20 protein-coding genes are annotated in these 20,453 nt (G+C 67.7%); 11 read left to right on the top strand and 9 right to left on the bottom strand.

The window, feature by feature from the left end:
* Positions 1 to 130: 130 nt before the first annotated feature.
* Entirely contained in the window at positions 131 to 1,306 is a 1,176-nt protein-coding gene (locus ACWEWT_RS17720) for an acyl-CoA dehydrogenase family protein (protein ID WP_452560157.1), read from the bottom strand.
* 132 nt (positions 1,307 to 1,438) lie between these two features.
* Between ACWEWT_RS17720 and ACWEWT_RS17715 the strand changes: the two genes are divergently transcribed.
* The 7 genes from ACWEWT_RS17715 to ACWEWT_RS17685 all read left to right on the top strand — a co-directional run bounded on the left by ACWEWT_RS17715 (position 1,439) and on the right by ACWEWT_RS17685 (position 7,143).
* A complete protein-coding gene (locus ACWEWT_RS17715) occupies positions 1,439 to 2,113 on the top strand; it encodes a TetR/AcrR family transcriptional regulator (protein ID WP_452560155.1) in 675 nt (224 codons plus the stop codon).
* A gap of 133 nt (positions 2,114 to 2,246) precedes the next feature.
* Positions 2,247 to 3,749, top strand: a complete 1,503-nt coding sequence (locus ACWEWT_RS17710) for a class I adenylate-forming enzyme family protein (protein ID WP_452560153.1) — start codon at positions 2,247 to 2,249, stop codon at positions 3,747 to 3,749.
* Between the two features lie 28 nt (positions 3,750 to 3,777).
* On the top strand, positions 3,778 to 4,083 hold the full coding sequence (locus ACWEWT_RS17705; RefSeq protein WP_452560151.1) for a hypothetical protein: 306 nt from the start codon (positions 3,778 to 3,780) through the stop codon (positions 4,081 to 4,083).
* A 76-nt stretch (positions 4,084 to 4,159) separates the two neighbouring features.
* Positions 4,160 to 5,206 (top strand): hypothetical protein, encoded by a 1,047-nt coding sequence (locus ACWEWT_RS17700; protein ID WP_452560149.1) that lies wholly within the window; start codon positions 4,160 to 4,162, stop codon positions 5,204 to 5,206.
* Entirely contained in the window at positions 5,203 to 5,712 is a 510-nt protein-coding gene (locus ACWEWT_RS17695) for a twin-arginine translocation pathway signal (protein ID WP_452560148.1), read from the top strand. The genes ACWEWT_RS17700 and ACWEWT_RS17695 overlap by 4 nt, the downstream gene beginning before the upstream one ends.
* Complete coding sequence (locus ACWEWT_RS17690) at positions 5,682 to 5,933, top strand: hypothetical protein (protein ID WP_452560147.1); 252 nt, start codon at positions 5,682 to 5,684, stop codon at positions 5,931 to 5,933. Before ACWEWT_RS17695 ends, ACWEWT_RS17690 begins: the two co-directional genes overlap by 31 nt.
* A gap of 838 nt (positions 5,934 to 6,771) precedes the next feature.
* The gene (locus ACWEWT_RS17685; protein WP_452560145.1) at positions 6,772 to 7,143 is read left to right on the top strand and encodes a hypothetical protein; all 372 of its coding nucleotides are present in this window, start codon (positions 6,772 to 6,774) and stop codon (positions 7,141 to 7,143) included.
* Positions 7,144 to 7,230: 87 nt separating this feature from the next.
* On the opposite strand, the gene ACWEWT_RS17680 is transcribed toward ACWEWT_RS17685, so the two are convergent.
* Both ACWEWT_RS17680 and ACWEWT_RS17675 read right to left on the bottom strand, forming a co-directional pair.
* Positions 7,231 to 7,485, bottom strand: a complete 255-nt coding sequence (locus ACWEWT_RS17680; RefSeq protein WP_452560143.1) for a ferredoxin — start codon at positions 7,483 to 7,485, stop codon at positions 7,231 to 7,233.
* A complete protein-coding gene (locus ACWEWT_RS17675) occupies positions 7,482 to 8,810 on the bottom strand; it encodes an NADH-ubiquinone oxidoreductase-F iron-sulfur binding region domain-containing protein (protein WP_452560141.1) in 1,329 nt (442 codons plus the stop codon). The genes ACWEWT_RS17680 and ACWEWT_RS17675 overlap by 4 nt, the downstream gene beginning before the upstream one ends.
* A 121-nt stretch (positions 8,811 to 8,931) precedes the next feature.
* Here ACWEWT_RS17675 and ACWEWT_RS17670 point away from each other — a divergent pair, with 121 nt between their 5' ends.
* Positions 8,932 to 9,405 (top strand): hypothetical protein, encoded by a 474-nt coding sequence (locus ACWEWT_RS17670; RefSeq protein ID WP_452560140.1) that lies wholly within the window; start codon positions 8,932 to 8,934, stop codon positions 9,403 to 9,405.
* Between the two features lie 17 nt (positions 9,406 to 9,422).
* Here the strand turns inward: ACWEWT_RS17670 and ACWEWT_RS17665 are convergent, their stop codons facing one another.
* From ACWEWT_RS17665 to ACWEWT_RS17640, 6 genes are all read right to left on the bottom strand, one after another.
* Positions 9,423 to 10,292 (bottom strand): alpha/beta fold hydrolase, encoded by an 870-nt coding sequence (locus tag ACWEWT_RS17665; RefSeq protein WP_452560138.1) that lies wholly within the window; start codon positions 10,290 to 10,292, stop codon positions 9,423 to 9,425.
* Positions 10,293 to 10,395: 103 nt separating this feature from the next.
* Positions 10,396 to 10,821, bottom strand: a complete 426-nt coding sequence (locus ACWEWT_RS17660) for a Rieske (2Fe-2S) protein (RefSeq protein WP_452560136.1) — start codon at positions 10,819 to 10,821, stop codon at positions 10,396 to 10,398.
* An 80-nt stretch (positions 10,822 to 10,901) separates the two neighbouring features.
* On the bottom strand, positions 10,902 to 12,047 hold the full coding sequence (locus ACWEWT_RS17655; RefSeq protein ID WP_452560134.1) for an amidohydrolase family protein: 1,146 nt from the start codon (positions 12,045 to 12,047) through the stop codon (positions 10,902 to 10,904).
* A 106-nt stretch (positions 12,048 to 12,153) separates the two neighbouring features.
* The gene (locus ACWEWT_RS17650) at positions 12,154 to 13,245 is read right to left on the bottom strand and encodes an amidohydrolase family protein (protein WP_452560132.1); all 1,092 of its coding nucleotides are present in this window, start codon (positions 13,243 to 13,245) and stop codon (positions 12,154 to 12,156) included.
* A gap of 64 nt (positions 13,246 to 13,309) precedes the next feature.
* Positions 13,310 to 14,674 (bottom strand): cytochrome P450, encoded by a 1,365-nt coding sequence (locus ACWEWT_RS17645; RefSeq protein ID WP_452560130.1) that lies wholly within the window; start codon positions 14,672 to 14,674, stop codon positions 13,310 to 13,312.
* Positions 14,675 to 14,838: 164 nt separating this feature from the next.
* Positions 14,839 to 15,699 carry a mycofactocin-coupled SDR family oxidoreductase gene (locus tag ACWEWT_RS17640; protein ID WP_452560128.1) on the bottom strand — a complete coding sequence of 287 codons (861 nt, stop codon included), beginning with the start codon at positions 15,697 to 15,699 and terminating at the stop codon, positions 14,839 to 14,841.
* 498 nt (positions 15,700 to 16,197) lie between these two features.
* Between ACWEWT_RS17640 and ACWEWT_RS17635 the strand changes: the two genes are divergently transcribed.
* The 3 genes from ACWEWT_RS17635 to ACWEWT_RS17625 all read left to right on the top strand — a co-directional run bounded on the left by ACWEWT_RS17635 (position 16,198) and on the right by ACWEWT_RS17625 (position 20,453).
* Positions 16,198 to 17,745: an AMP-binding protein gene (locus ACWEWT_RS17635; RefSeq protein ID WP_452560126.1), complete on the top strand. Its 1,548-nt coding sequence runs from the start codon at positions 16,198 to 16,200 to the stop codon at positions 17,743 to 17,745.
* 115 nt (positions 17,746 to 17,860) lie between these two features.
* A complete protein-coding gene (locus ACWEWT_RS17630; RefSeq protein WP_452560124.1) occupies positions 17,861 to 19,513 on the top strand; it encodes an FAD-dependent oxidoreductase in 1,653 nt (550 codons plus the stop codon).
* Positions 19,514 to 19,589: 76 nt separating this feature from the next.
* On the top strand, positions 19,590 to 20,453 hold the full coding sequence (locus tag ACWEWT_RS17625; RefSeq protein ID WP_452560123.1) for an alpha/beta fold hydrolase: 864 nt from the start codon (positions 19,590 to 19,592) through the stop codon (positions 20,451 to 20,453).

Here is a 20,453-nt window from a genome sequence, read left to right as displayed (position 1 = left end):
TCAGTGGGTGGGGCCCGCCCCGGTTCTGGAGCGACGAAGCGAAGGAGCGCAGCGACTGAGCGCAGGAGTGAAGAACCGGGGTTAATAGGGCCCCACCCAGCGCCGCCGGAGGCGGCGCCACGGGCAGAGCTCAGCTTCGCGGCAGTCCGAGGACTCGTTGCGCGATGATATTGCGCTGGATCTCCGAGGTGCCGCCCGCGATCGTGCCCGAGAAGCTGCGCAGATACCGTTCGAACCAGCTCGGCGCGTGATCTTCCAGGTTGAGCAGATTGTGGCGGGAGGTGACCGAGGGGTGGGTGAGGCCGTCGGCGCCCGCGGCGTCGAGGGCGGCTTCCAGGCCCTGCTGGACCGCTTCGGAGCCCAGCAGTTTGAGGACCGAAAGCGCCGCCACATCGGTTTCGCCGCGCTGTTCCCGGGCCAGTGCCGCCGAACCCAGCAGTTCCAGCGCCTGCAGATCCATCACCGAGGTCGCGAAGCGATCGGTGTCCAGTTCGGTGCGCGGGGTGAAATCCTTGACCAGCATGCGCAATCGCTGGGCGAAACTCATCCACAGCAGGGTGCGTTCGTGGCCGAGTGAACCGTTGGCCACGGTCCAGCCCTTGTTCAATTCGCCGACCAGGTTCTCCGCCGGTACCCGGGCTTCTTCGAAGAACACTTCGTTGAAGTCGAGATCGTCGTCGGCGCAGGCGGAGGCGAAGGGCCGGCGGCGTACGCCGGGGGTGTCGGTGGGGATCAGCAGTACGGAGATGCCCCGGTGTTTGGGGGCCTCCGGATCGGTGCGGACGAAGGTGAGGACGACATCGGAGTCGTGCGCGCCGGAGGTCCACACCTTCTGGCCGGTGACCACGAAATGGTCGCCGTCGCGAGTCGCGCGGGTGCGTAGGCCGGCGAGATCGGAGCCGGCGCCGGGTTCGCTCATCCCGAGGGCCGCGGGCATTTCGCCGCGCAGGATCGGCACCGCCCACTTCCGCTGTTGTTCGGGGGTGCCGAAGGTGATGAGGGATGCGGCGATGATGCCCTGGCCCTGTGGATTGCAGCTTTCGTAGATCCGGCGCCTGCCGAGTTCCTCGCGGTGCACGTACTGCTGCAGAACCGTGGCGTTGCGGCCGCCGAATTCGGGTGGGTACCCCGGTACCAGCCAGCCGTGGTCGAACTGCGTCGACTGCCATTCGCGGGCCCACTGCGGCACATGCGAGCTCGATCGGGGGCGTTCGGCCGCGATCGCCTCGGGCGGCAGATACTCGTCGAGGAACGCGATGAACTCGGCGCGGAACCGTTCCACGTCCTCGTCGAAAGTCAGCTGCACGATGTACCTCCCTTTTGCGAAATATGAGAATATCATTCTCTCAACGGGATATTCTAGTTTCCGTAGGTGGCGCGACCAGCCGGGACAAGGGTTCACCCCGGTGGTTGCCGCCGCGGTGATGGGAGGTACGCCATGCGGAGTGCCGGCAGTGGGCTCACCCTGCAGCAGCGGATCGACGCACGTTCGGTCCGCACCACGAAACTGTTCGGCAGCGCTGCGGTGCAGCGCTTCCTGGATGCCGCCCGGGTCTTGATCACCGAGCGCGGCAGTACGGATTTCACCATGCACGAGGTGGTCGATTACGCGGGCCAGTCGCTGCGTAGTTTCTATCTGCTCTTCGACGGGAAGCACGAACTGCTGCTGGCCCTGTACGAGGAGGCGATCGCCAAGGTGGCCGATCAGATCCGGGAGGCCACCGGTAACGATGGTGATCCGCTGGTCAAACTACGGCTGGCCGTCGAGTTGCTCTTCGAGTTCTGCCGGCCGGATCCGGGTGCGCACCGGCCGCTGTTCACCGAATACGCACCGCAGTTGCTGATGTCGGATCCCATCGAGATCCAGGTGGCGCACGCCTCGCTGTTCGAGCTGCTGGCCGATCTCATGCGGGACGCGGCCGCGGCGGGGCATCTCCGGGCCGGTGCCCGGCCGCGCCGGATGGCCGCCATGACGTTGCAGACCGTGATGTTCGTGGCCCAGGGTGCCCGCACCGACGACGGCTCGAACGCGATCACCGCCGCCGAAGTGTGGAATCTCTGTGCCTTCGGTGTGCTCGGTAAGGCGGAGGGTGTGGCGGGAACGCGCCGGTGAGGGCTGTTCCAGCAGACCGTGCGGTCGGCGAATCGAGGCCGCGCAGCAGCGGATATGATATTCTCGGTTTCCGAGAATATCGATATCACCACGGGCTGGGCGCGGGGACGCTCGGCGTTCAGGAAGTAGTCGTATGAGTATTTCGCTACTGCTGGATATGGCGGCCTCGACCGACCCGGATCGAGTGGCTGTCGTCTCCGGTGAATCGCGCTGGACCGGTGCGGAGCTGGACGCGCTGGCACACGGCGGTGCGGGGGCGATCGCGGCCTCCGGTGCGCGCAGTGTCGCGTATGTGGGTACCGGTGGCGCGCTGCTGCCGCTGCTGATCTTCGCCTCGGCCCGGGCCGGGGTGCCGTTCACTCCGTTGAACTATCGGCTCAGCGGCGACAAACTCGCCGAACTCGTCCGGCGCCTCGACGCACCGCTGGTGATACACGACGATGCCTACGCACACGCCGTCGCCGGTACCGCCGACCGGCTGTGGACCGCGGCGGAGTTCCTGGACCGGGCCCGGTCCGCGGAACCGGCCGGTGCCGAACCGGATCCCGACGCCGCGGCGGTGGTGCTGTTCACCTCCGGGACGACCTCGCAGCCGAAAGCGGTCGAGCTCTCGCACAACAACCTGGTCAGTTACATCACCGGGACGGTGGAATTCGCCTCCGCCGCGGCCGATGACGTATCGCTGATCTGCGTACCGCCCTACCACGTGGCCGGGGTCGGTGCTGCGCTGTCGAACCTGTACGCGGGCCGGAAGATGGTGTACCTGCGTAATTTCGAAGCGCAGGAGTGGATCCGGCTGGTGGAGACCGAACGGGTCACCACGGCGACGGTGGTACCGACCATGCTGGACCGGATAGTCACCGGCCTGAAGGCGAGCGGATCGCGGCTGCCGACCCTGCGCACCCTGGCCTACGGCGGTTCGAAGGTGGGGTTGCCGCTGGTGCGCACCGCACTCGAACTGCTGCCCGACGTCGGATTCGTCAACGCCTACGGGCTCACCGAGACCAGTTCCACCATCGCGGTTCTCGGCCCCGACGATCATCGGGCCGCGCTGACCGCCGACGACGAAGCCGTCGCGAAACGGCTCGGTTCGGTGGGACAGCCGGTCCCGGGGATCGAGGTGCAGATCCGGGACGAGGGCGGCACCGTTGTCGCCGCCGGGGCACCTGGTGAACTGTTCGTTCGCGGCCCGCAGGTCTCGGGCCGCTACACCGGGATCGGCTCGGTACTCGATGCCGAGGGCTGGTTCCCCACCAAGGATCTCGCGGTACTGGACGACGGCGGCTATCTGTTCATCCACGGCCGCAGCGACGACACCATCATCCGCGGTGGAGAGAACATCGCCCCGGCCGAGATCGAGGACGTCCTGGTCGAACATCCGGCCGTACACGAGGTCGCGGTGGTGGGTGTCGAGGACGCCGCGTGGGGACAGATCATCGTCGCCGTCGTGGTCCCCGCCGAACCCGGCAGCACTCCGGATCCGGAGGAGTTGCGCGCCTATGTGCGAACCGGACTGCGTGGGTCCCGGACACCGGACCGCGTGGTCTTCCGCGCCGAACTCCCCGCCACCCCCACCGGGAAGATCCTGCGCCGCGAACTGGTCGCCGATCTCACCCGCGAAACCGCAGGCGCCTGATCGCGCGCCGCTCGGAAAGGAAAAGCCAATGGTCAAGACCGGTACCCGGCTACGCAGCCAGGTGTGCAGTACCGAGGTCATCATCGTCCGGGCCGCGGACAGTCTCGACGACCTCCGGGCCGGCGGGGTGCCGATGGTGCCCATCGACGGCGGTGCGACGGACTCCGGTGGTAGCCCGCAGCAGGGTTTCGCGGACGGCAATCTCATCGGCAAACGCTATGTCGACGACGACGGCGCCGAGGTGCTCGTGACCAAGGCCGGCGCGGGCACGCTGAGCGTCGGCAGCACACCGCTGGCGGTGAAGGAAGCAAAGCCGCTGCCCGCGAGCGACTGAGCGTACCTACGCATTCGCTCCGGCGGTGCGCGGGCTGCGGGACAGTGCCGACTAGAAGAGTGATCGAGGTGGGAACATGACCCAGGCCACCACCGACCCGCTGATCCTGGCGGCGGAGGAAGCCGACGCCGAAGCGGCGGCCGCGGAAGCCGAAGCGGTCGCCGCGCAGGCCTCCGCGACGGCGGCCCGCGCCCGCGCCCGGGCGGCGCGGCTACGCCGGGAGGCCGGGACATCGGGCGAACCGCCCGGCCCCGGTGCCGAAGTGGAGAAACCGGGCGCCGCGGCGCCGGTGGCCGACACCTCGACGAAGCTCGCGGACGATACTGCACCCGCCGCCGAACCGGACGAGGACACGGAGCCGGCGGATGCGGCCGGTACAGATTCGGCGCGGCGGGCCGGGGCCGCTGCCGAACGGGAGCGGGTCGAGTCCGATACCGATCCGGAGCAGGCGGAACCCGGTGCGGATGCGGCGCGGGGGCCCGGCGCGGATTCGAGTAGTGCCTTGTCCGGCGGCTCCGCAGTGCGTTCCGGCGATTCGGCGGAGGACGCCCCGGGTATCGCGCTGGAGAAGCAACCGGTGACGAAGGAGACCCGGCGCGCAAAGCTGACCCGGCGGTTCCCACGACCGGCGCTGCGCCGACTCCGGGGCCGTACGCTGGGCCGGACCGTCGCGGGCCTGGTGGTTGTCGCAGCCTTGGTGGTCAGTGGGTTCTCGATCTGGAACCACCATCAGATCGGTGTCCAGCAGGCCCGCGCCGACGAGTACCTCGCGGCCGCGCGGCAGGGTGTCCTGGCCCTGACCAGTATGGATTCCGGGCGGGCCGCCGACGATGTGAAACGGGTGCTCGATAATTCCACCGGTGCCTTCCGCACCGATTTCCAGACCCGCGCCGAGGATTTCACCAAGGTCGTCGAACAGTCGAAGGTCGCCACACAGGGTGAGATCACCGGATCGGCCGTCGAATCCATGACCGACGAATCCGCGGTGGTACTGGTCGCCGCGGTTTCCCGGATCACGAATTCGGCGGGAGCGCAGCAGGAACCGCGCGTCTGGCGGCTGAGTGTCACCGTCACCCGCGACGGGCCGGATCTGAAGATGTCGAAAGTGGAGTTCGTGCCGTGAGAATCCCCAGCTTCCCCCGTACCGCGGGCACCTCCCGGGAACCGCTGCTGCTCACGCTGGTGGCCGTGGTGGCAGTGGCTGTCGCCGCCGCGCTGCTGGCCTTCCAGTACCGCCCCGACGACCGGGGCGACGCGGTGAAGAACGAGGTCCTCTCGGCCGCGACCGAGGGCACCGTGGCCCTGCTGTCCTATTCCCCGGAATCACTGGACGCCGATTTCGCGGCCGCGAAATCACGGATGACCGGCGATTTCCTCACCTACTACAACCAGTTCACCGAAAAGGTCATCGCGCCCGCCGCCGAGGAGAAGTCGGTCAAGACGACGGCGACGATCGTGCGGTCGGCGGTGGCCGAAATGCATGCCGATTCAGCGGTGGCGCTGCTGTTCATCAACCAGACGACCACCAGTGCCGAAAAACCGGATCCCGCGCTGGCCGCGAGCAGCGTCCGCGTGACCCTGTCGAAGGTGGAGGACTCATGGCTGATCTCGTCGTTCGATCCCGTCTGAGCGATACATCCGGGGCCGCGATCCCGCTGCCGCCCGGTATGCGCCCGGACGAACCCGTGCTCGTCACGGTCTATCCGGTCCTGGACTATTTCTCCACCTGCCCGCGCTGCGGATATCCCGCCGAGGCGTCGGCGACGGTTCGGACCTACGCCGACGGTGATACGGATACCGAGACCCACACGACCTGCGGACTGCCCTGCGGTTGGCTCGGGGTCGGTTGATCGGCTCGCTCACCGGCCACCGCTGGATACCTTGCCGATTCTGCATGGGGCCGAGACCGGTGCGTATCGTATTTCGGAGTCCGCCTCGACGCTGAAAGCCGGGTTCGCGCGACCGGGGCTCCCGGGGCAGATCGGTATCCTGTTGCGGCAGCGGTTGTGCTGCGGACGCGAGCGGAGGGCCTCGGGGGAGTTTTCACAGTGGATATCCCAGGCGTGACGAGCGCACGGTCCGGATGAACTCACATCAGCGAGTCGCCTCCGCGATCGCCGCTGTCGTGCGTCGGCTGACGGCCACGGCCGACGCTCTCGCCGAGAGCGGGCTCGGCATCCGAAAGGTCGCTGTCGGGGCCTCGGCCGCCCCGGGCGTATTCACCGCCGCCGGCCGGAGAGCCGGAGACAAGGTATCGGAAGTAGATTCGTCACGGGTACAACCGGTCTCCGCCGGTTCGTCCGATGATCGGGCCGTCATCACCCGGTCCGCCTCCATACCATCGGGAAACAGGTTGTCGGCGGTCCCCGACCTGCACGGTTACACGATCGACCGGGTGGAGGCCACAATGCGCGGAGCCGGATTCAGCTTCAGATCGCAGACTTCCGGCGGGTATCGGCGATATACAGCGGGCGATGGCAGCGAGATCTGGATACGCCCGGACGGCGAAGTTCAACGATTGGGTCCCAAGGTGAGCCCGGGACCGAACCAGCGAAGCTACCGGCAACGATACGGTCCGGACGGATCTGTGACCCAGGACCATTCGACAGGTGAGAGGGTGTCCCGATGAAGGAATTCGATCGGATTCGAAGCGCAGCACCACGCTGTACGGGATACCTGATCGACCGGATGACCTTTTCCCGAGTCGACGAGAACGATGCACTCGATATCGGCCTGCGCTGGGGTCCCACCGAGCCGGATATCGTCTTGTCCTTCCAGAATGTGTACTACCTCGAAATCGGACGGCTGCCCGGACCCGGCGCCGAACCTCTCGACAATGTCACAGCGGCGGTACTGCCGCCGCGCGATGAACCATGGCCGGCGCAGTTGTCGATCGATACGATCCGCTCCGCATCGCTGCCGCCACTTCTCTGGCTCCGCGCCGAAGGGCCGGTACAACTCAACGTCGTCGCCGCGATCGCCACTGCTTTCGTCGAACTGCCGGACGATGGCGGGCTCTTCGCGACCGGCCCGGTCGACGTGACCGGCCCGCCCCGCTGAGTGGCCGGACGGTTGCACTCGATTTCGGTGCCGGCCCGCCGCCGAGTGCCGACGCACCGACAACCGGGGCTGTCGGTGCGGTCCGGGTCACGGTTGTCTGCGTGTTTCGTCCGGGGACGGGGCCGGCTCGCCGTTCACCCGGTTCGATTCGGGCAGCATCGTGATGGCGTGAACCGGGCAGTCGAGCAGCGCGCGGGTGACCGCCGGCTCGTCGGCCGATGCGATGGCCGGATCACCGGCCAGCGAGGCGTAACCCCAATCGTCGAGTGGGAAATGCCCGGGCGCGTGCTTGGCGCAGATGCCGAAGCCGTCGCAGAGGGTGCGATCCAGTTTGATCTTCACAGCAGCACCTCTGTCGCCACCCGGAAGGGAGCGTGGTCGATAGCGGGCCCGGCCGCGCAATCCGGGCACCTGTGGTCGAGATGAGCGGTGACCTCCTGGGGAAACCGCTCCAGCAGGCTCGCCGCGGTATTGCAGGCGGCGTCGAGGGTGCCGCAGGCCCCGCGTCCGCGCAGTACCGTCGACCAGCGGCGCAACCGTTGCAGATCCGCCGTGTCGGCCCGTCCTTCGGCCAGTGCGCCGGCTGCCGCGGCCATGGCCGCGGTGCCGTTGAAACAGGACCCGCACTGCCCGGCGTTCTCCCGGTCGAAATAGTTCAGGACCCCGGCGGCCACCGCGACCGGGCATTCGATGGTGAGAAGGGCGATCGCCCCGCACCCCAGCCCCGCGCCCGCCCGGCGCAGTGATTCGTGGTCGAGCGTGAGGTCCAGAATCGTCCGGTCGAGCAGGCCCGTGAAGTAACCGCCGATCAGGGCGCCGCGCAGGTCGGTCTCCGCGATCCCGTGCAGTGCGAGGAGGTCGGCGAACGGAAGTCCGTGCGGCAGTTCGTACAGTGTGGGCGCACGTCCCGCGGCGGTGACCGTGGCCAGGAATGTCCCGGGGGAGAGCGCGGTACCGGCGGCCCGGTACGCGTCGGCGCCCCAGCGGTCCAGGAACGGCAGATTGGCCAGCGTCTCCACATTGCTGACCAGCGTCGGCAGTCCCGCGACCCCGGCTTCGAAGGGCCGTGGCGGTTTATCGGTGGGTTTGGCCGGGCCGCCGTCGACGGCCTGCACGGCCGCGGTCTCCTCCCCGGCGACATATCCGGGTTCGACCTGTACGACGGTGATCTCCGGGCCGTCGGGCAGTACGCCGCCGAGCTCCGCCAGTGCCGCTTCGACAGACCGGGCGGATTCGGGGTCCGATACATAGACATAGGTCCGCCGGGCGCTCACCAGCGCCGCCGCCAGCCGGAGACCGTCGAGGACCAGATGGGGCCGGTTGCGCAGTAACCAGCGATCTTTGAACGAGGCGGGTTCACCCTCCTCGCCGTTGGCCACGACGACCGTATCGGTCCACCCCACCGGTGCGCCCGCGCCGACCCGGCTGCCACCGCGGACACCGCTCACCTTCACCGCGAACGGGAACCCGGCGCCGCCCCGGCCGCGCAGACCACTGCGCTCGACCGTGTCCGCCAGGGCCGTCACCGATCCGATCGGGCGGTAGCCGCCACGGTCGCGGTATTCGTACGCGGTTTCCACACCGTCGCCGGTGCGGAGCAGGCGTGGATCACTACCGGGGTAGGGGACCACGGTGAGCTCCCCGGCCGATGAGAAGATGTGCTGCATCGTCCCTCCTGAATGGGCGCGGCCGCGGGCCGCTCGTTTCGGGCGCGACCGTCGCTGTCGCCGCGACGGTGCGCATACCGGGGGTGGGCTTCGACCGGCTACGCCCGTTAGGCTGATTCGCATGCGAACTGCGGTGCTGCGGGTGAATGTGGACCCGGCCGGTGAACTCTCCGCCGAATCGCTGGTACGTGGGACGGCCGAGCTCGCCGCGGGTCTCGCCGGTTCCGGTGCCCGGGTACTGGACCGGGATCTGACCACCGCGCCGCGTAGTCGACGTGAACTGCAGGTACTGCTGGACACCGCCGATGCCGAAGCCGATACCGAACGGGTGCTCGCGTTGTGCGGGAAGGCGTTCGGTACGCCGGCCGCGCCGGGTGTCGTCACCTATGTGAGCCGCGGCACCGATGCCGACGCCCACGGGGTGCTCGCGGGATTCGGGCTCACCGGGGAGATCGTGCGGGTACCGGGCCCCGAGGGTTACGACATCCTGCAGGTCCGGCTGCGCGAAGCCGATCTGGAGCGGGTACCGGAGAGCCGGATCCACACCGCGCTGGAGGCGTCCACCAACTGCGAGGTCCGGATCCGGACGATCTGAGCGGCCGGGCGGCCCGTTCATCGCGTGCCCAGGAACTTCAGGATCTCCGGCGCGGCGAGCACCCAGGTGTCGAACATGTTGTACTGCTGTACCCGGCCCCGGGCGCGATCTTCCAGCGCGCGTTCCCAGGCGTCCTCCGGCCACGGCGGGTCGATCAGGGTCGAACCCTCGATCAGGCAGCTCACCTCGAGCGAGGTCCGTTCGGGATGGTCCATATCCTTGGCGCCGCCCCGGATGATCAGGGTGGGCACCCGGATACGTTCGAACATCTCGTCGTCGACGCCCGGAATGGTCTGTCCCGGTTTCGGGACGTAGGCGTTGAGCCAGCGCAGGGACAGTTTCACGAATTCCGCCGAATCCAGCTCCCGTAGGCGCTGTTCGTTGTCCGGGTTCTCCGCGATCCGCTCCCGCCACTCCTTCATCCGCAGCAGGCCCTCGGTTCCCAGACCGCGGACGGTCTGCAGGCTGGGCAGCACGTAGTAGGCGCCGAGGTTGAAGGTTCCGTACACCCCGCCCACGATGTTCCAGAGCACCAGATCGGTGACCAGCTCCGGGAACAACATGGTGGTGAGCATCGAATCCCGGGCCCCACCGGATCCGCCGGCCAGGATCACCGGGCCGGTGCCGAGTTCGGTCAGCAACCCGGACAGCGTCTCGGCGCGCATATGTGATTCGGTCCGGCCGAAGAACTGCACATCGGAAGCACCGCAGTTGGGCCGATCCCACAGCAGCACCCGGTACCCGCCGGCGACCAGTGCCTCGGCCAGCGGCCGCAGCCCGGGAATATCCTTGCCGTAGCGGCCGCCGGGGGTGAGCACGATGAGGTCACCGGTCGTGCCGAGTATCTCGTAGACGACCTTGCCGCCGTTCACCGTTACCGCGGGCATGCGCACACTCCTGGATGGTTCGGGGAGTGGACCGTGTGGGCACTCCCGCGGCCGGCCGATGTCTCGGCGCGACCGGGTTTCGTACTTTCCGGCTGTTCCCGGATCAGGCGGTGACCAGGACGTCGTCGCCGACCACTCGCACCGGATAGGTGCGGATACTCCATTCGGGTTTCACCGCGGTGGTGCCGGTGGCCAGTTCGAACCCCCACTGATGCCACGGGCAGTAGATGAACTCGTTGTCCCGCACCATCACCGAATCCCCGGGTACCGATTCGTCGACCACCGTGCGACCCCGCGCCCGACCCGAGCACAGCGGGCCGCCCTCGTGCGGGCAGTAGTTCGCGATGGCGTAGAAGGTGCCGTTCACGTTGTAGACGCCGACCCCGTGCCGGCCGATCGGTACCACTTTCGACGAACCCGGCGGTATCTCGTCCACCGTGGCCACCACATGTTCCCGGCCCTGCGCGAGCCGGACCGGTTCGCCGGCCGGACCGGGCACTCCGGTGTCCGCAGCCGTGACGGTGTCCACAACCTGTGCTGTGTTCGCCTCGGCAGGGCTTTCCGTCGCCGGCCCGGAACTCGTGCCGGGTACCTCGATTCCGTCTGCCATCAGTGGACCCGCATCTGTCCGGGCAGTGCCGGTACGGTCTCCGGCAGATGGTAGGTCTCGATACCGTTGCGGAACATGACCTTCTCCCGGGCCGCCGGTGGCAGATGTTTCACCAGCCAGCGAGGATCGTCGAAGGTCCAGTGCGGGTAGTCCGAGGAGTACAGCAAGATCTTGTCCGCTTCCATCCAGTCGAACGCCCGGGTGAGCTCGGTCTTGTCCTCCGGGTAGTCCAGCGGCTGGGTGGTGAACTTGATGTGTTCCTTCACGTACTCCGAGGGCTTACGGGTGATCGACATGAACGAACCGCGCGCCGCGTAGATCGCGTCCATCCGCCACATGAGCGGAAGGATCCAGGTGAAGGCGTGTTCCACGAGGACGATGCGCAGCGCCGGGAACCGGTCGAAGACCCCGTCGAAGATCAGGCTCATCACCTGGTTCGCCGCCAGCAGCGAGTAGGTGACCATGAAATCGTGGTTGTAGCTGGGAAAGCCGACCGGCGGCATGGGCATGGTCTCGTAGGCGCCCCGGCTCAGATGGCAGCTCACCGGCAGATCGTGTTTCACCGCGGCGGCCCAGATCGGGTCGTAGCGGCTATCGCCCCACGACGGCCGCGGTTCGGCCTTGATGAGGATCTGCGCCATGTACTCGTGCCCGGCCCAGTGGTCGATCTCGGCGACGGCGGCCTGCGGATCGTCGATGGCCACGCAGATCGAACCGCGCCAGCGCTGATGCCAGTTGTTGTGCGCGTCCAGCCATTGCGCGTCCTGCCACCGGTTCACGGCGGTGGCCATGGCGGCGGTCGCCTCGGGCAGCCGGGTCGCCTTCACCGTCGGTTCCAGGATGACGATATCCGAACCGGCCTCCATGATGAGCTGCCGGAAGGCCATATCCGGGTCGCTACCGGGAAATTCACCGTTCGCGGGGAAGGTGTCCACCCGCATCGCCTTGGAGTGGGCGTAGTCCGGCGCGTCGTAGATGATGGTGTCGCCGACGCGATGACTGAGAAAGAACGAGGTGCGCCACGGCTCCGGGATGTGTTCCACCAGATCACCCCGGCGGGGGACCGGATGAACATCGGAATCGACGACGCGAACCGGAACCAGTTCCGTGGACGGTACGCGCGCCCGTACCTGCGCTGTTGTCACGATGCCTCCTTCGTAGGGGCTGCATATGGTCGGCGGAGGCCGTAGCGAAGACGGCGGTATCGCATCACAGTGCCTCCTCGAGTCGCACCCCGCACCAGCTGCTGCATCAGCGGACCGCGGTGACCGCGTCTATATCGATGCTGTACAGGCTCGCGGCATTGCGCCAGTAGAGTTTTTCGCGCTGCTGCGCGGTGAGCGCGGCGGGCAGGCTGCCGGTATCGCCGCTGTGCCAGTGCGGGTAACTGGACCCGAACATGAGCATGTCGTCCTTGCCGGTGAAGTCCAGCCATTCGGCCGCGAAGGGCGCGTCGCCGGGCCCGTCGATCGTGGCGTGTACGAAATACACATGTCCGGGCAGGTAGTCGCTGGGCATCCGGGGTGCCCACGGGGTCTGTTCGAGATGCGGCCGGCCGAAGGTGTCCATCCGCCAGGTGAACGGGGTCAGCAGATCGGCGCCGCCGTCGGCCCAGACGAATTTCAGGCCCGGGTACCGTTCGAACACGCCCTCCGCGATCATGTTCATCAGGTGGTAGATGTAGTTCAGCCCCATGAACCCGTAGTACTGCTCGTAGGTCCGTGGATGCCCGGAGGGGGTGGGCGGCAGGCCGATACTCTCCCCGGTCTCGATATGCGCGGCGACCGGCAGATTCGCCGCCGCGGCGGCTTCCCACAGCGGCCAGAACTGCGGTTTACCGTACAGTTCGCGCGATTGCAGCGGGATCCCGAGTTGCACGATCCGCGGATGATCGCCGAGCCGGTCGATCTCGCGCAGCGCACCGCTGAGATCCTCGGGATTGACCCGCAGGGTGCCGCGGAAGCGATCGTGATAGGTTCCGGCGTCGAGCCAGCGCGACACCATCATATCGTTGTGCGCGGACAGCACCGCGGTGGTCAGATGTCGGTCCGGCAGGATCCCGCGGGTCATCGGATGCAGCACCGCCACATCCACCCCGCGCTCCTCGAACAGCTGCTGCCCCACGAATTCCGGATCCGATCCCGGATACCCCTTGTGCGGCCCGCGGGCGCCCTTGACGTATTCGCCGCCGGGGGCGCCGTACCAGTCCATTTCCGCGTCCGGGATACCGCGGCTCTTGAACGGTTCGTTCAGGTAGGAGCGCATATCGTCGTTGGAGCGGAAGAAGATGTGCACGCTGGTATCGATCACCGGAGTGCGGGTGCCGTCGGGCAGATCCTTCATCGCGGTTCCTCGTCGGAGAGGGAAGGGCCGGCCGAACCCCGCGGTATCGGCCGGCCCTTCTCGGTCAGTACTCGAAGTCGATCACTGCGGCATCGGGCCGCTCGGTCACCGGCGCGGCCAGGCCCTGTTCGTCGCAGATCCGCTGCAGGTGGTCCAGGGTCTCGTCGAGGCTGGGACCCAGTCGTTCACCGGGGGTGAAGGTGGCCGGCAGATTGCGCATCCCCTGGATGACGCCGATCGTGTCGTAATGCACCGTGCCCGCCGGATCGCAGGTGTAGTCCGGCATCCGGTCCAGGACCGCGAGCAGCATGGATTTGAACACCGTGCGCGCTACATTCGAGCCGATGCACCGGTGGACGCCCAGCCCGAAGCTGAAGTGCCGGTTGCCCTTGCGGTCCATGACGATCTCGTCGGCGTCGGGGAAGATGCTCTGGTCGCGGTTGGCCATCGCCCAGGACAGCCACAGCCGCTCGCCCTCTTTGAACTCGGTGTTCTGGTAGGTGCAGTCGTCGGCGATGGTGCGGCCGTCACCCGGGGCGGGGGTGAAGTAGCGCAGGAACTCCTCGGTGGCGGGATCGAGCAGATCGTCGCGGTCGCGGCTGAGCTCCGCGCGCTGATCGGGGTTGTCCGACAACCATTCCAGGGAGTGCGCGGTGAGCGCGGTGGTGGTATCGAAACCGCCGCCGATCAGCAGGCCGATCATCCCGAGCAGTTCCATATCGGGGGCCGGTTCACCGTCGATCCGCAGTTCGGTGAGGGCTTTGATGAGGCCGGGACGCGGGTTCGTCTTGGCCTCGTGGAGGCTGGTGAGGATATCGATACCCATGGTCCGGTGCATTTCGGCGACCCGGGGGGCGTCGGGGGAGTTCTCCGGGGTGTACACCGAGGCGTGCACCGGATCGCTGTAGACCGACCATTTCTTCAACGGGATCCCCAGCATGGCCAGGGTCAGTACCGCGGGGACGATATTGGCCAGATCGTCCACGAAATCGATCCGGCCCGTTTCGATCTTCTCGTCGAGGCTGGCCCGGACGATCTCGTCGATGAACGGCTGCCACCGTTTCACCGCGGCGGGTGACAGATACGGATTGAGGACCGAGCGATAGGTGCGGTGTTCGGGCTCGTCCATCTCCAGCATGCCGCCGCGAACCATCGCGGCGCGCTGCGCTTTCGGAATCGAGATGCCCTGGTAGCCGCGCCGTTCGTTGTGCACATCGTGATCGACCGAGACCTCCGGGCAGCGGGCCAGCTCGAAGACCGCGTTACCGCCGGCGGCGACCCAGTGCCCGTCGTAGGTGTCGGTCCACGCCACCGGGCATTTCGCGTGCATCTCCTGGGTTATCTCGCCGAACTGCTCGCGGTATTCGGGGGTGTGCCGATCGAAGTGGTAGCGGTTCTGCTTGCGCTGGTCGTTATCCGTAGAAGTCACGGTCTGTTGTCCCTCTGCTGGTCACTGGGTGCGGCGAACCTTCGCCGGGGGCCCGGAACTCTGCGCCGCTCCGGGAGTCGGATGCCGACTCGCCACCGGTGCGGCGGCGCGCGTGCCGATCGCCTTCGTTCGCGCGCCGCCTGCCTCGGCGTGGCCGGGTGGGGTCAGAGTTTGTGGTCGTACCACTTCAGGTAGCCGCCGGCGTCGACGCGCACCTGCATACCGGTCACGAAGCGGGCTTCGTCGGAGACGAGGAACAGGATGGCGTTGGAGATATCGACCGGTTCGATCCACGGGACCTTCATGGCCTGCTGGACGTAGAAGGCCGGTTCCGCGTCGGCGCGGGTCGGGTTCTCCAGGTCGGGCCGGAACGACCGGTACATGGGCTCGCTCTGCAACATATCGGTATTGCAGTTGGTCGGATGCACCACATTGGCGCGGATACCCCGGGGCGAGAGGTGCCGGGCGATATCGAAGACGTAGTAGGACAGTGCCCGCTTGGAATGCACGTAGGCCATACCGCCGAGATCCGAACCGGGATTGTCGACCTTGCTGGTATCGACCATCGCCGCGGTGGAGCCGGTGGCCACAATGGCGGCGCCCTCACCGAGATGGGGGAGCGCGGCCTGGATGGCGTTGATGGTGCCCACCAGGTTCGTATTGATGACATCGGTCCACGCCTGGATATCCGGCTGACCCTTCATCCCGGCGACACCGGCCTGGGCGATGACGATATCGAGTTTGCCGAACTCGGCGACGCCCGCGTCCAGCGCGGCCTTCAGGGCGACGGCGTCGCGGACATCGGTCCGGGTCGCGATGATCCGGCGGCCGGTCTTCTCGACCAGGCGCACGGTTTCCTCGAGGTCTTCGGGTGTGGCCAGCGGGTATCCGATGGTCGACATGTTCTGGCAGAGGTCGACAGCGATGATGTCGGCGCCCTCCTCCGCCAGTCGGACGGCGTGGCTACGGCCCTGACCGCGCGCGGCGCCCGTGATGAATGCGACTTTGCCCTCAACACGTCCCACAGCATTCCCTTTCGATCTGTTTCCGGGAGTCACCTGCCCGGTGTGCCGGTACGCCGGTGGCGCGCGGCACGGGACAGGGTGCGCGGCGAATACCGCGCGTCGATCCGGCCGCGGACCCGTTTCGGTGTCGACCCGGCACCGCCGGGTACCGGCTCCGGACATACGGCTGTTCTCGTATGCGAAAAGAACTGCGTTTTCGCATACGAGAACGGTACTCTACCCGTGGGCTCGGCGGCAAGGTTTCGGAAGAAGCCTGGTCGAGTGATCAAAACGGGCTCACGCGGTATTTCGGCAGTTGGGTGACCGTCTCGTCATCTCAATTGTCGAGGACTGCGCGCGAATCGATTGTTCGCGCTGTCAGAGAATTCGATTATCACCAGTCGGCGGTACGAACTCCGGTGCGTCCGGGTAGGTGCCTCGTACTCCGGTGCCGAGCACCCCGCCGGCGCGGAAGGGGTGAACCGATATGTCCGACCGGGATATTCGAGGTGGGGTCCGGTGACCCGGGTGGTGTCCGACGAGCTGCGCGCCCGCTATGTGGCCGAAGGCTGGTGGACCCGCGACACCATGGGCGATCTGCTGAGCCGCGGTCTGGCCGCGGCCCCGGACGCGCAGTTCCGGGTGCACTCCGAGGTCCGGCCCTGGCGCGGTACGTTCGCCGAGGTCGAGCGGGTGGCCCGGCGGCTGGCCGCGGGCTTGCGGTCCCGCGGTGTCGGGCCCGGTGATGTGCTCGCGTTCCAGCTGCCGAACTGGATGGAGGCGGCCGCGACTTTCTGGGCGGCCTCGTTCCTCGGTGCCGCGGTGGTGCCGATCGTGCACTTCTACGGCCGTTCCGAACTCGGCCATATCCTGCGGGTCGCCCGGCCGAAGGTCTTCATCACCATGGCGGAGTTCGGCCGCACTGTCCACGATCCCGCCGTCAGCGCCGAGGTGCCCATCGTGGGAGTCGTCGGGCGGGATTTCGACGACCTGCTCGCCGCAGAACCCATGTCCGGTGTGCTACCCGCCGACCCGGCGGGTCCCGCCCTGATCGCGTTCACCTCCGGGACGACGAGTGCTCCCAAGGGGGTCGTACACAGTCATCAGACGCTCGGCTGCGAATCCCTGCAGCTCGCGGAGCGGAACCGGGCCGACCGTGGCGATCAGCTGACCGCCACTCCGGTGGGGCATTTCATCGGGATGGTCGGTGCCTGCCTCCTCCCGGTACTGCACGGGCGGCCGGTGAATCTGCTCGATGTCTGGGACCCGGGCCGCGCGCTGGCGCTCATGCGGTCCGACGGACTCGTGGTGGGCGGCGGCCCACCGTATTTCGTCACCAGCATGGTCGAACATTCCGACTACACCCCGGAACATCTCGCGCATATGCGCTATGTGGGGCTGGGTGGTTCAGCGGTGCCGGCGGCCGTGACGCGGACGCTGACCGATCTCGGCGTGATCGCCTTCCGGGCCTACGGCAGTACCGAACACCCCTCCATCACCGCCTCGGAACTCGATGCCCCGCCGCGCGAACGGCTCACCACCGACGGCCGCCCGATGCCGGGTGTGGAGATCCGGTTCGCCGCGGACGGCGAGATCCTCAGCCGGGGACCGGATCTGTGCCTCGGCTACACCGACCCCGAGCTGACGGCGCGCGCCTTCGACGCCGACGGCTGGTATCACACCGGTGATATCGGCGTGCTCGATGCCGACGGTTGTCTGACCATCACCGATCGCAAGGCCGATGTGGTGATCCGCGGTGGGGAGAACGTGGGCGCCCGGGAGGTCGAGGACGTCCTCGATGCGATGCCCCAGGTAGCGGAGTCGGTGGTGATCGCGCTGCCCGACGATCGGTTCGGTGAAGTGGTGGGCGCGGTGCTGCGGCTGCAACCCGGCTGTGCGCTTCCCTCCCGGGCTGAGGTGCGGGCCTTCTTCGAGCGGGCGGGGGTGGCGCGGCAGAAGTTCCCGGAGCGGTTGTTCGAGGCCACGGAGTTCCCGCGCACCCCCAGCGGGAAGATCCAGAAACATTTGATCCGAAGGGGTATTGCGGCATCCATCCAGCGAGAATAGTATTCTCGCAAAGGGAGATTGTCGTTTTACTCGCGCCGGCCCGGCCCGTGCTCCGCACGGCAGCCCGCCGGGACCGGCGCTTCGAACTCCGCCTGCTCGCCGAAAGGACAGCGCAGTGCCATCGCATCAGCCATCGGCCGCCGAAGCCGATCCGTCGAACACCTGGGACGAGGAGACCGACGTCGTCGTTCTCGGTACCGGAGCCGCCGGACTCACCGCGGCGCTCGCCGCCGCCGTCGAGGGTGCGGCGGTGACACTGTTCGAGAAGGCGGCCACGGTCGGCGGGACGAGCGCGGTATCCGGTGGACTGGCCTGGATCCCGGCCCACGCGCGCGCGGACCGGGAACTCACCGTGACCGACGCGCTGGCCTACCTGGACGCGCAGTCGCTGGATTCGATGGACGACGAACTGGTCGAGGTGTTCGTACGCACCGGTGCGCGAATGCTCGATTTCGTCGAAGAGCACAGCGCGGTGAAATTCGAAGTGGCCGACGGTTTCCCGGACTACAAACCCGAACTGCCCGGCGGTCAGCCCGCGGGCGGTCGATCGCTCGGTCCCGCGGCCTACGATCTCGCCCGCCTGGGCGACTGGCGGGACCGGATCACCACCTTCCCGCTCGACTGGAGCAATGTCGGATTCGACGCCGAGACCCGGGCCCGGTTGCGTGCCGTGCTCGGTGACGCCACCGCGGATATCTGTGTGGCGGGCCAGGCGCTGGTCGCGGGGCTGCTCGAGGGCGTACTCGGTGCCGGGATCATCCCGCGCACCGGCGCCCGCGGGGTGGAGCTGATCGCGGCCGCCGGTGCCGTGACCGGCGTCCGCGTCGAACTCGGCGGCCGGCGGCTCGCAGTCCGGGCCCGCCGGGGTGTGGTGCTGGCAACCGGCGGATTCGAATGGGATCCGGGTCTGGTCAAAGCATTTCTGCGGGGTCCGATGACCGGGCCGGTCTCGCCACCGAACAACACCGGCGACGGTCTGCGCATGGCCATGGCGCACGGTGCCGATCTCGGGAACATGGGCGAGGCCTGGTGGGTGCCGGTGGTGCAACTGCCCGGCGACACCATCGAGGGCGAACAGCGCAGCCGCAGTGTCCGGCTGGAACGCACCCGCCCGCGCAGCATCATCGTGAACCGGGCCGGGAAGCGCTTCGTCAACGAGGCCGCCGAATACAACTCCATGGCCGGGGCCTTCCACTACCTGGACCCGCGCGGCGGCTATGTGAACAACCCCGGCTGGATGGTGTTCGACGCCGAACATCTGCGCCGGTACGGATTCCTGGGCGTCGAACCCGGGGGCACGGCGCCGGAGTGGTTCGCCGAATCGGCGGATCTCGACGAACTGGGCGCCCGGACCGGGATCGATCCCGCCGGACTGCGGCGCACCGTGGCCGAATGGAACCGCGCGGTCGCGGCCGGTGCCGATCCCGATTTCGGCCGCGGCGCCAGCGAATACGACGGTTACTGGGGCGATCCGGACGCCGATACCGTCGCCGGGCGCACGCTCGGACCGGTCGATACCGGCCCGTACTACGCGGTGCCGGTGACCGTGGGCGCCATGGGTACCAAGGGCGGTCCGCGTACCGATCGCGACGCCCGGGTCCGGCATATCAGCGGCGCGGTGATCCCCGGGCTGTACGCGGCCGGGAACGCGATGGCCGGGGTCACCGGCCGGGCCTACGGCGGCGCCGGCGGAACCATCGGCCCCGGAATGGTCTGGGGGCTGCGCGCGGGCCATCACGCGGCCACCGGCGAATCGGTGAAGTACTGAGCGAGTGGCGGGCGAGCGGGCGGCTCGCGGTCCCGGCGGACCGGTGCCGGACCGGTGGACAGAGCGGAAGGTAGCAGTGTCGGAATACGAGAGTGTGTGGTGCGACCTGCAGGGGGTCGCGTTCAGCCAGGGATATCTGGATGTGGCGGGGGTGCGCACGCGTTACCTGCACGCCGGCGACCGGGACAGACCAGCGCTGGTCTTCCTGCACGGATCGGGCGGCCACGCGGAAGCCTACGTCCGGAATCTGGCGGCGCATGCCGAGCATTTCTCCACCTGGTCGATCGATATGCTCGGCCACGGATACACCGATAAACCGGGCCAGCCGCTCGAGATCGAACACTATGTGGGGCACCTGATCTCGTTCCTGGATACGATCGGCGCCGCCCGGGCCCATATCAGCGGGGAATCGCTCGGCGGCTGGGTCGCCGCCCGGGCTGCTTACGATTATCCCGGCCGGGTCGACAGACTGGTGCTCAACACCGCGGGCGGTTCACAGGCCGATCCGGAGGTGATGGCGCGGATCGTCACGCTGTCCATGGCGGCCGCCACCGATCCCACCTGGGAAACGGTGCAGGCACGCATCAAATGGCTGATGGCGGACAAATCCAAGGATTACGCAGACCTGGTGGCCAGCCGGCAGCGGGTGTACCGGCAGCCCGGCTTCGCGGACGCCATGCGCGACATCATGGCGCTCCAGGATCCGGAGATCCGGGCCCGCAACCTGCTCGGTCCCGCCGAATACGGCGGTATCACCGCGCCGACGCTGGTGGTGTGGACCAGCGACGATCCCACCGCCGACGTAGCCGAAGGCAAACGGATCGCCTCGATGATCCCGGGCGCCCGCTTCGAGGTGCTGCCCGACTGCGGGCACTGGCCCCAGTACGAATCACCCGCGGAGTTCGACGCACTCCATCTCGAATTCCTCCTGGGCGGTTGA

It is taken from the genome of Nocardia sp. NPDC003963 (assembly GCF_053605105.1).
Note: the sequence above shows the minus strand (reverse complement) of the source record. Positions and strands in the feature narration are given on the sequence as shown.

Coding starts and splice junctions, on each gene's coding strand:
- ACWEWT_RS17715 (WP_452560155.1), top strand. CDS start 1,439: ATGCGGAGTGCCGGCAGTGGGCTCACCCTGCAGCAGCGGATCGACGCA.
- ACWEWT_RS17710 (WP_452560153.1), top strand. CDS start 2,247: ATGAGTATTTCGCTACTGCTGGATATGGCGGCCTCGACCGACCCGGAT.
- ACWEWT_RS17705 (WP_452560151.1), top strand. CDS start 3,778: ATGGTCAAGACCGGTACCCGGCTACGCAGCCAGGTGTGCAGTACCGAG.
- ACWEWT_RS17700 (WP_452560149.1), top strand. CDS start 4,160: ATGACCCAGGCCACCACCGACCCGCTGATCCTGGCGGCGGAGGAAGCC.
- ACWEWT_RS17690 (WP_452560147.1), top strand. CDS start 5,682: ATGGCTGATCTCGTCGTTCGATCCCGTCTGAGCGATACATCCGGGGCC.
- ACWEWT_RS17685 (WP_452560145.1), top strand. CDS start 6,772: ATGACCTTTTCCCGAGTCGACGAGAACGATGCACTCGATATCGGCCTG.
- ACWEWT_RS17675 (WP_452560141.1), bottom strand. CDS start 8,810: ATGCAGCACATCTTCTCATCGGCCGGGGAGCTCACCGTGGTCCCCTAC.
- ACWEWT_RS17670 (WP_452560140.1), top strand. CDS start 8,932: ATGCGAACTGCGGTGCTGCGGGTGAATGTGGACCCGGCCGGTGAACTC.
- ACWEWT_RS17665 (WP_452560138.1), bottom strand. CDS start 10,292: ATGCCCGCGGTAACGGTGAACGGCGGCAAGGTCGTCTACGAGATACTC.
- ACWEWT_RS17650 (WP_452560132.1), bottom strand. CDS start 13,245: ATGAAGGATCTGCCCGACGGCACCCGCACTCCGGTGATCGATACCAGC.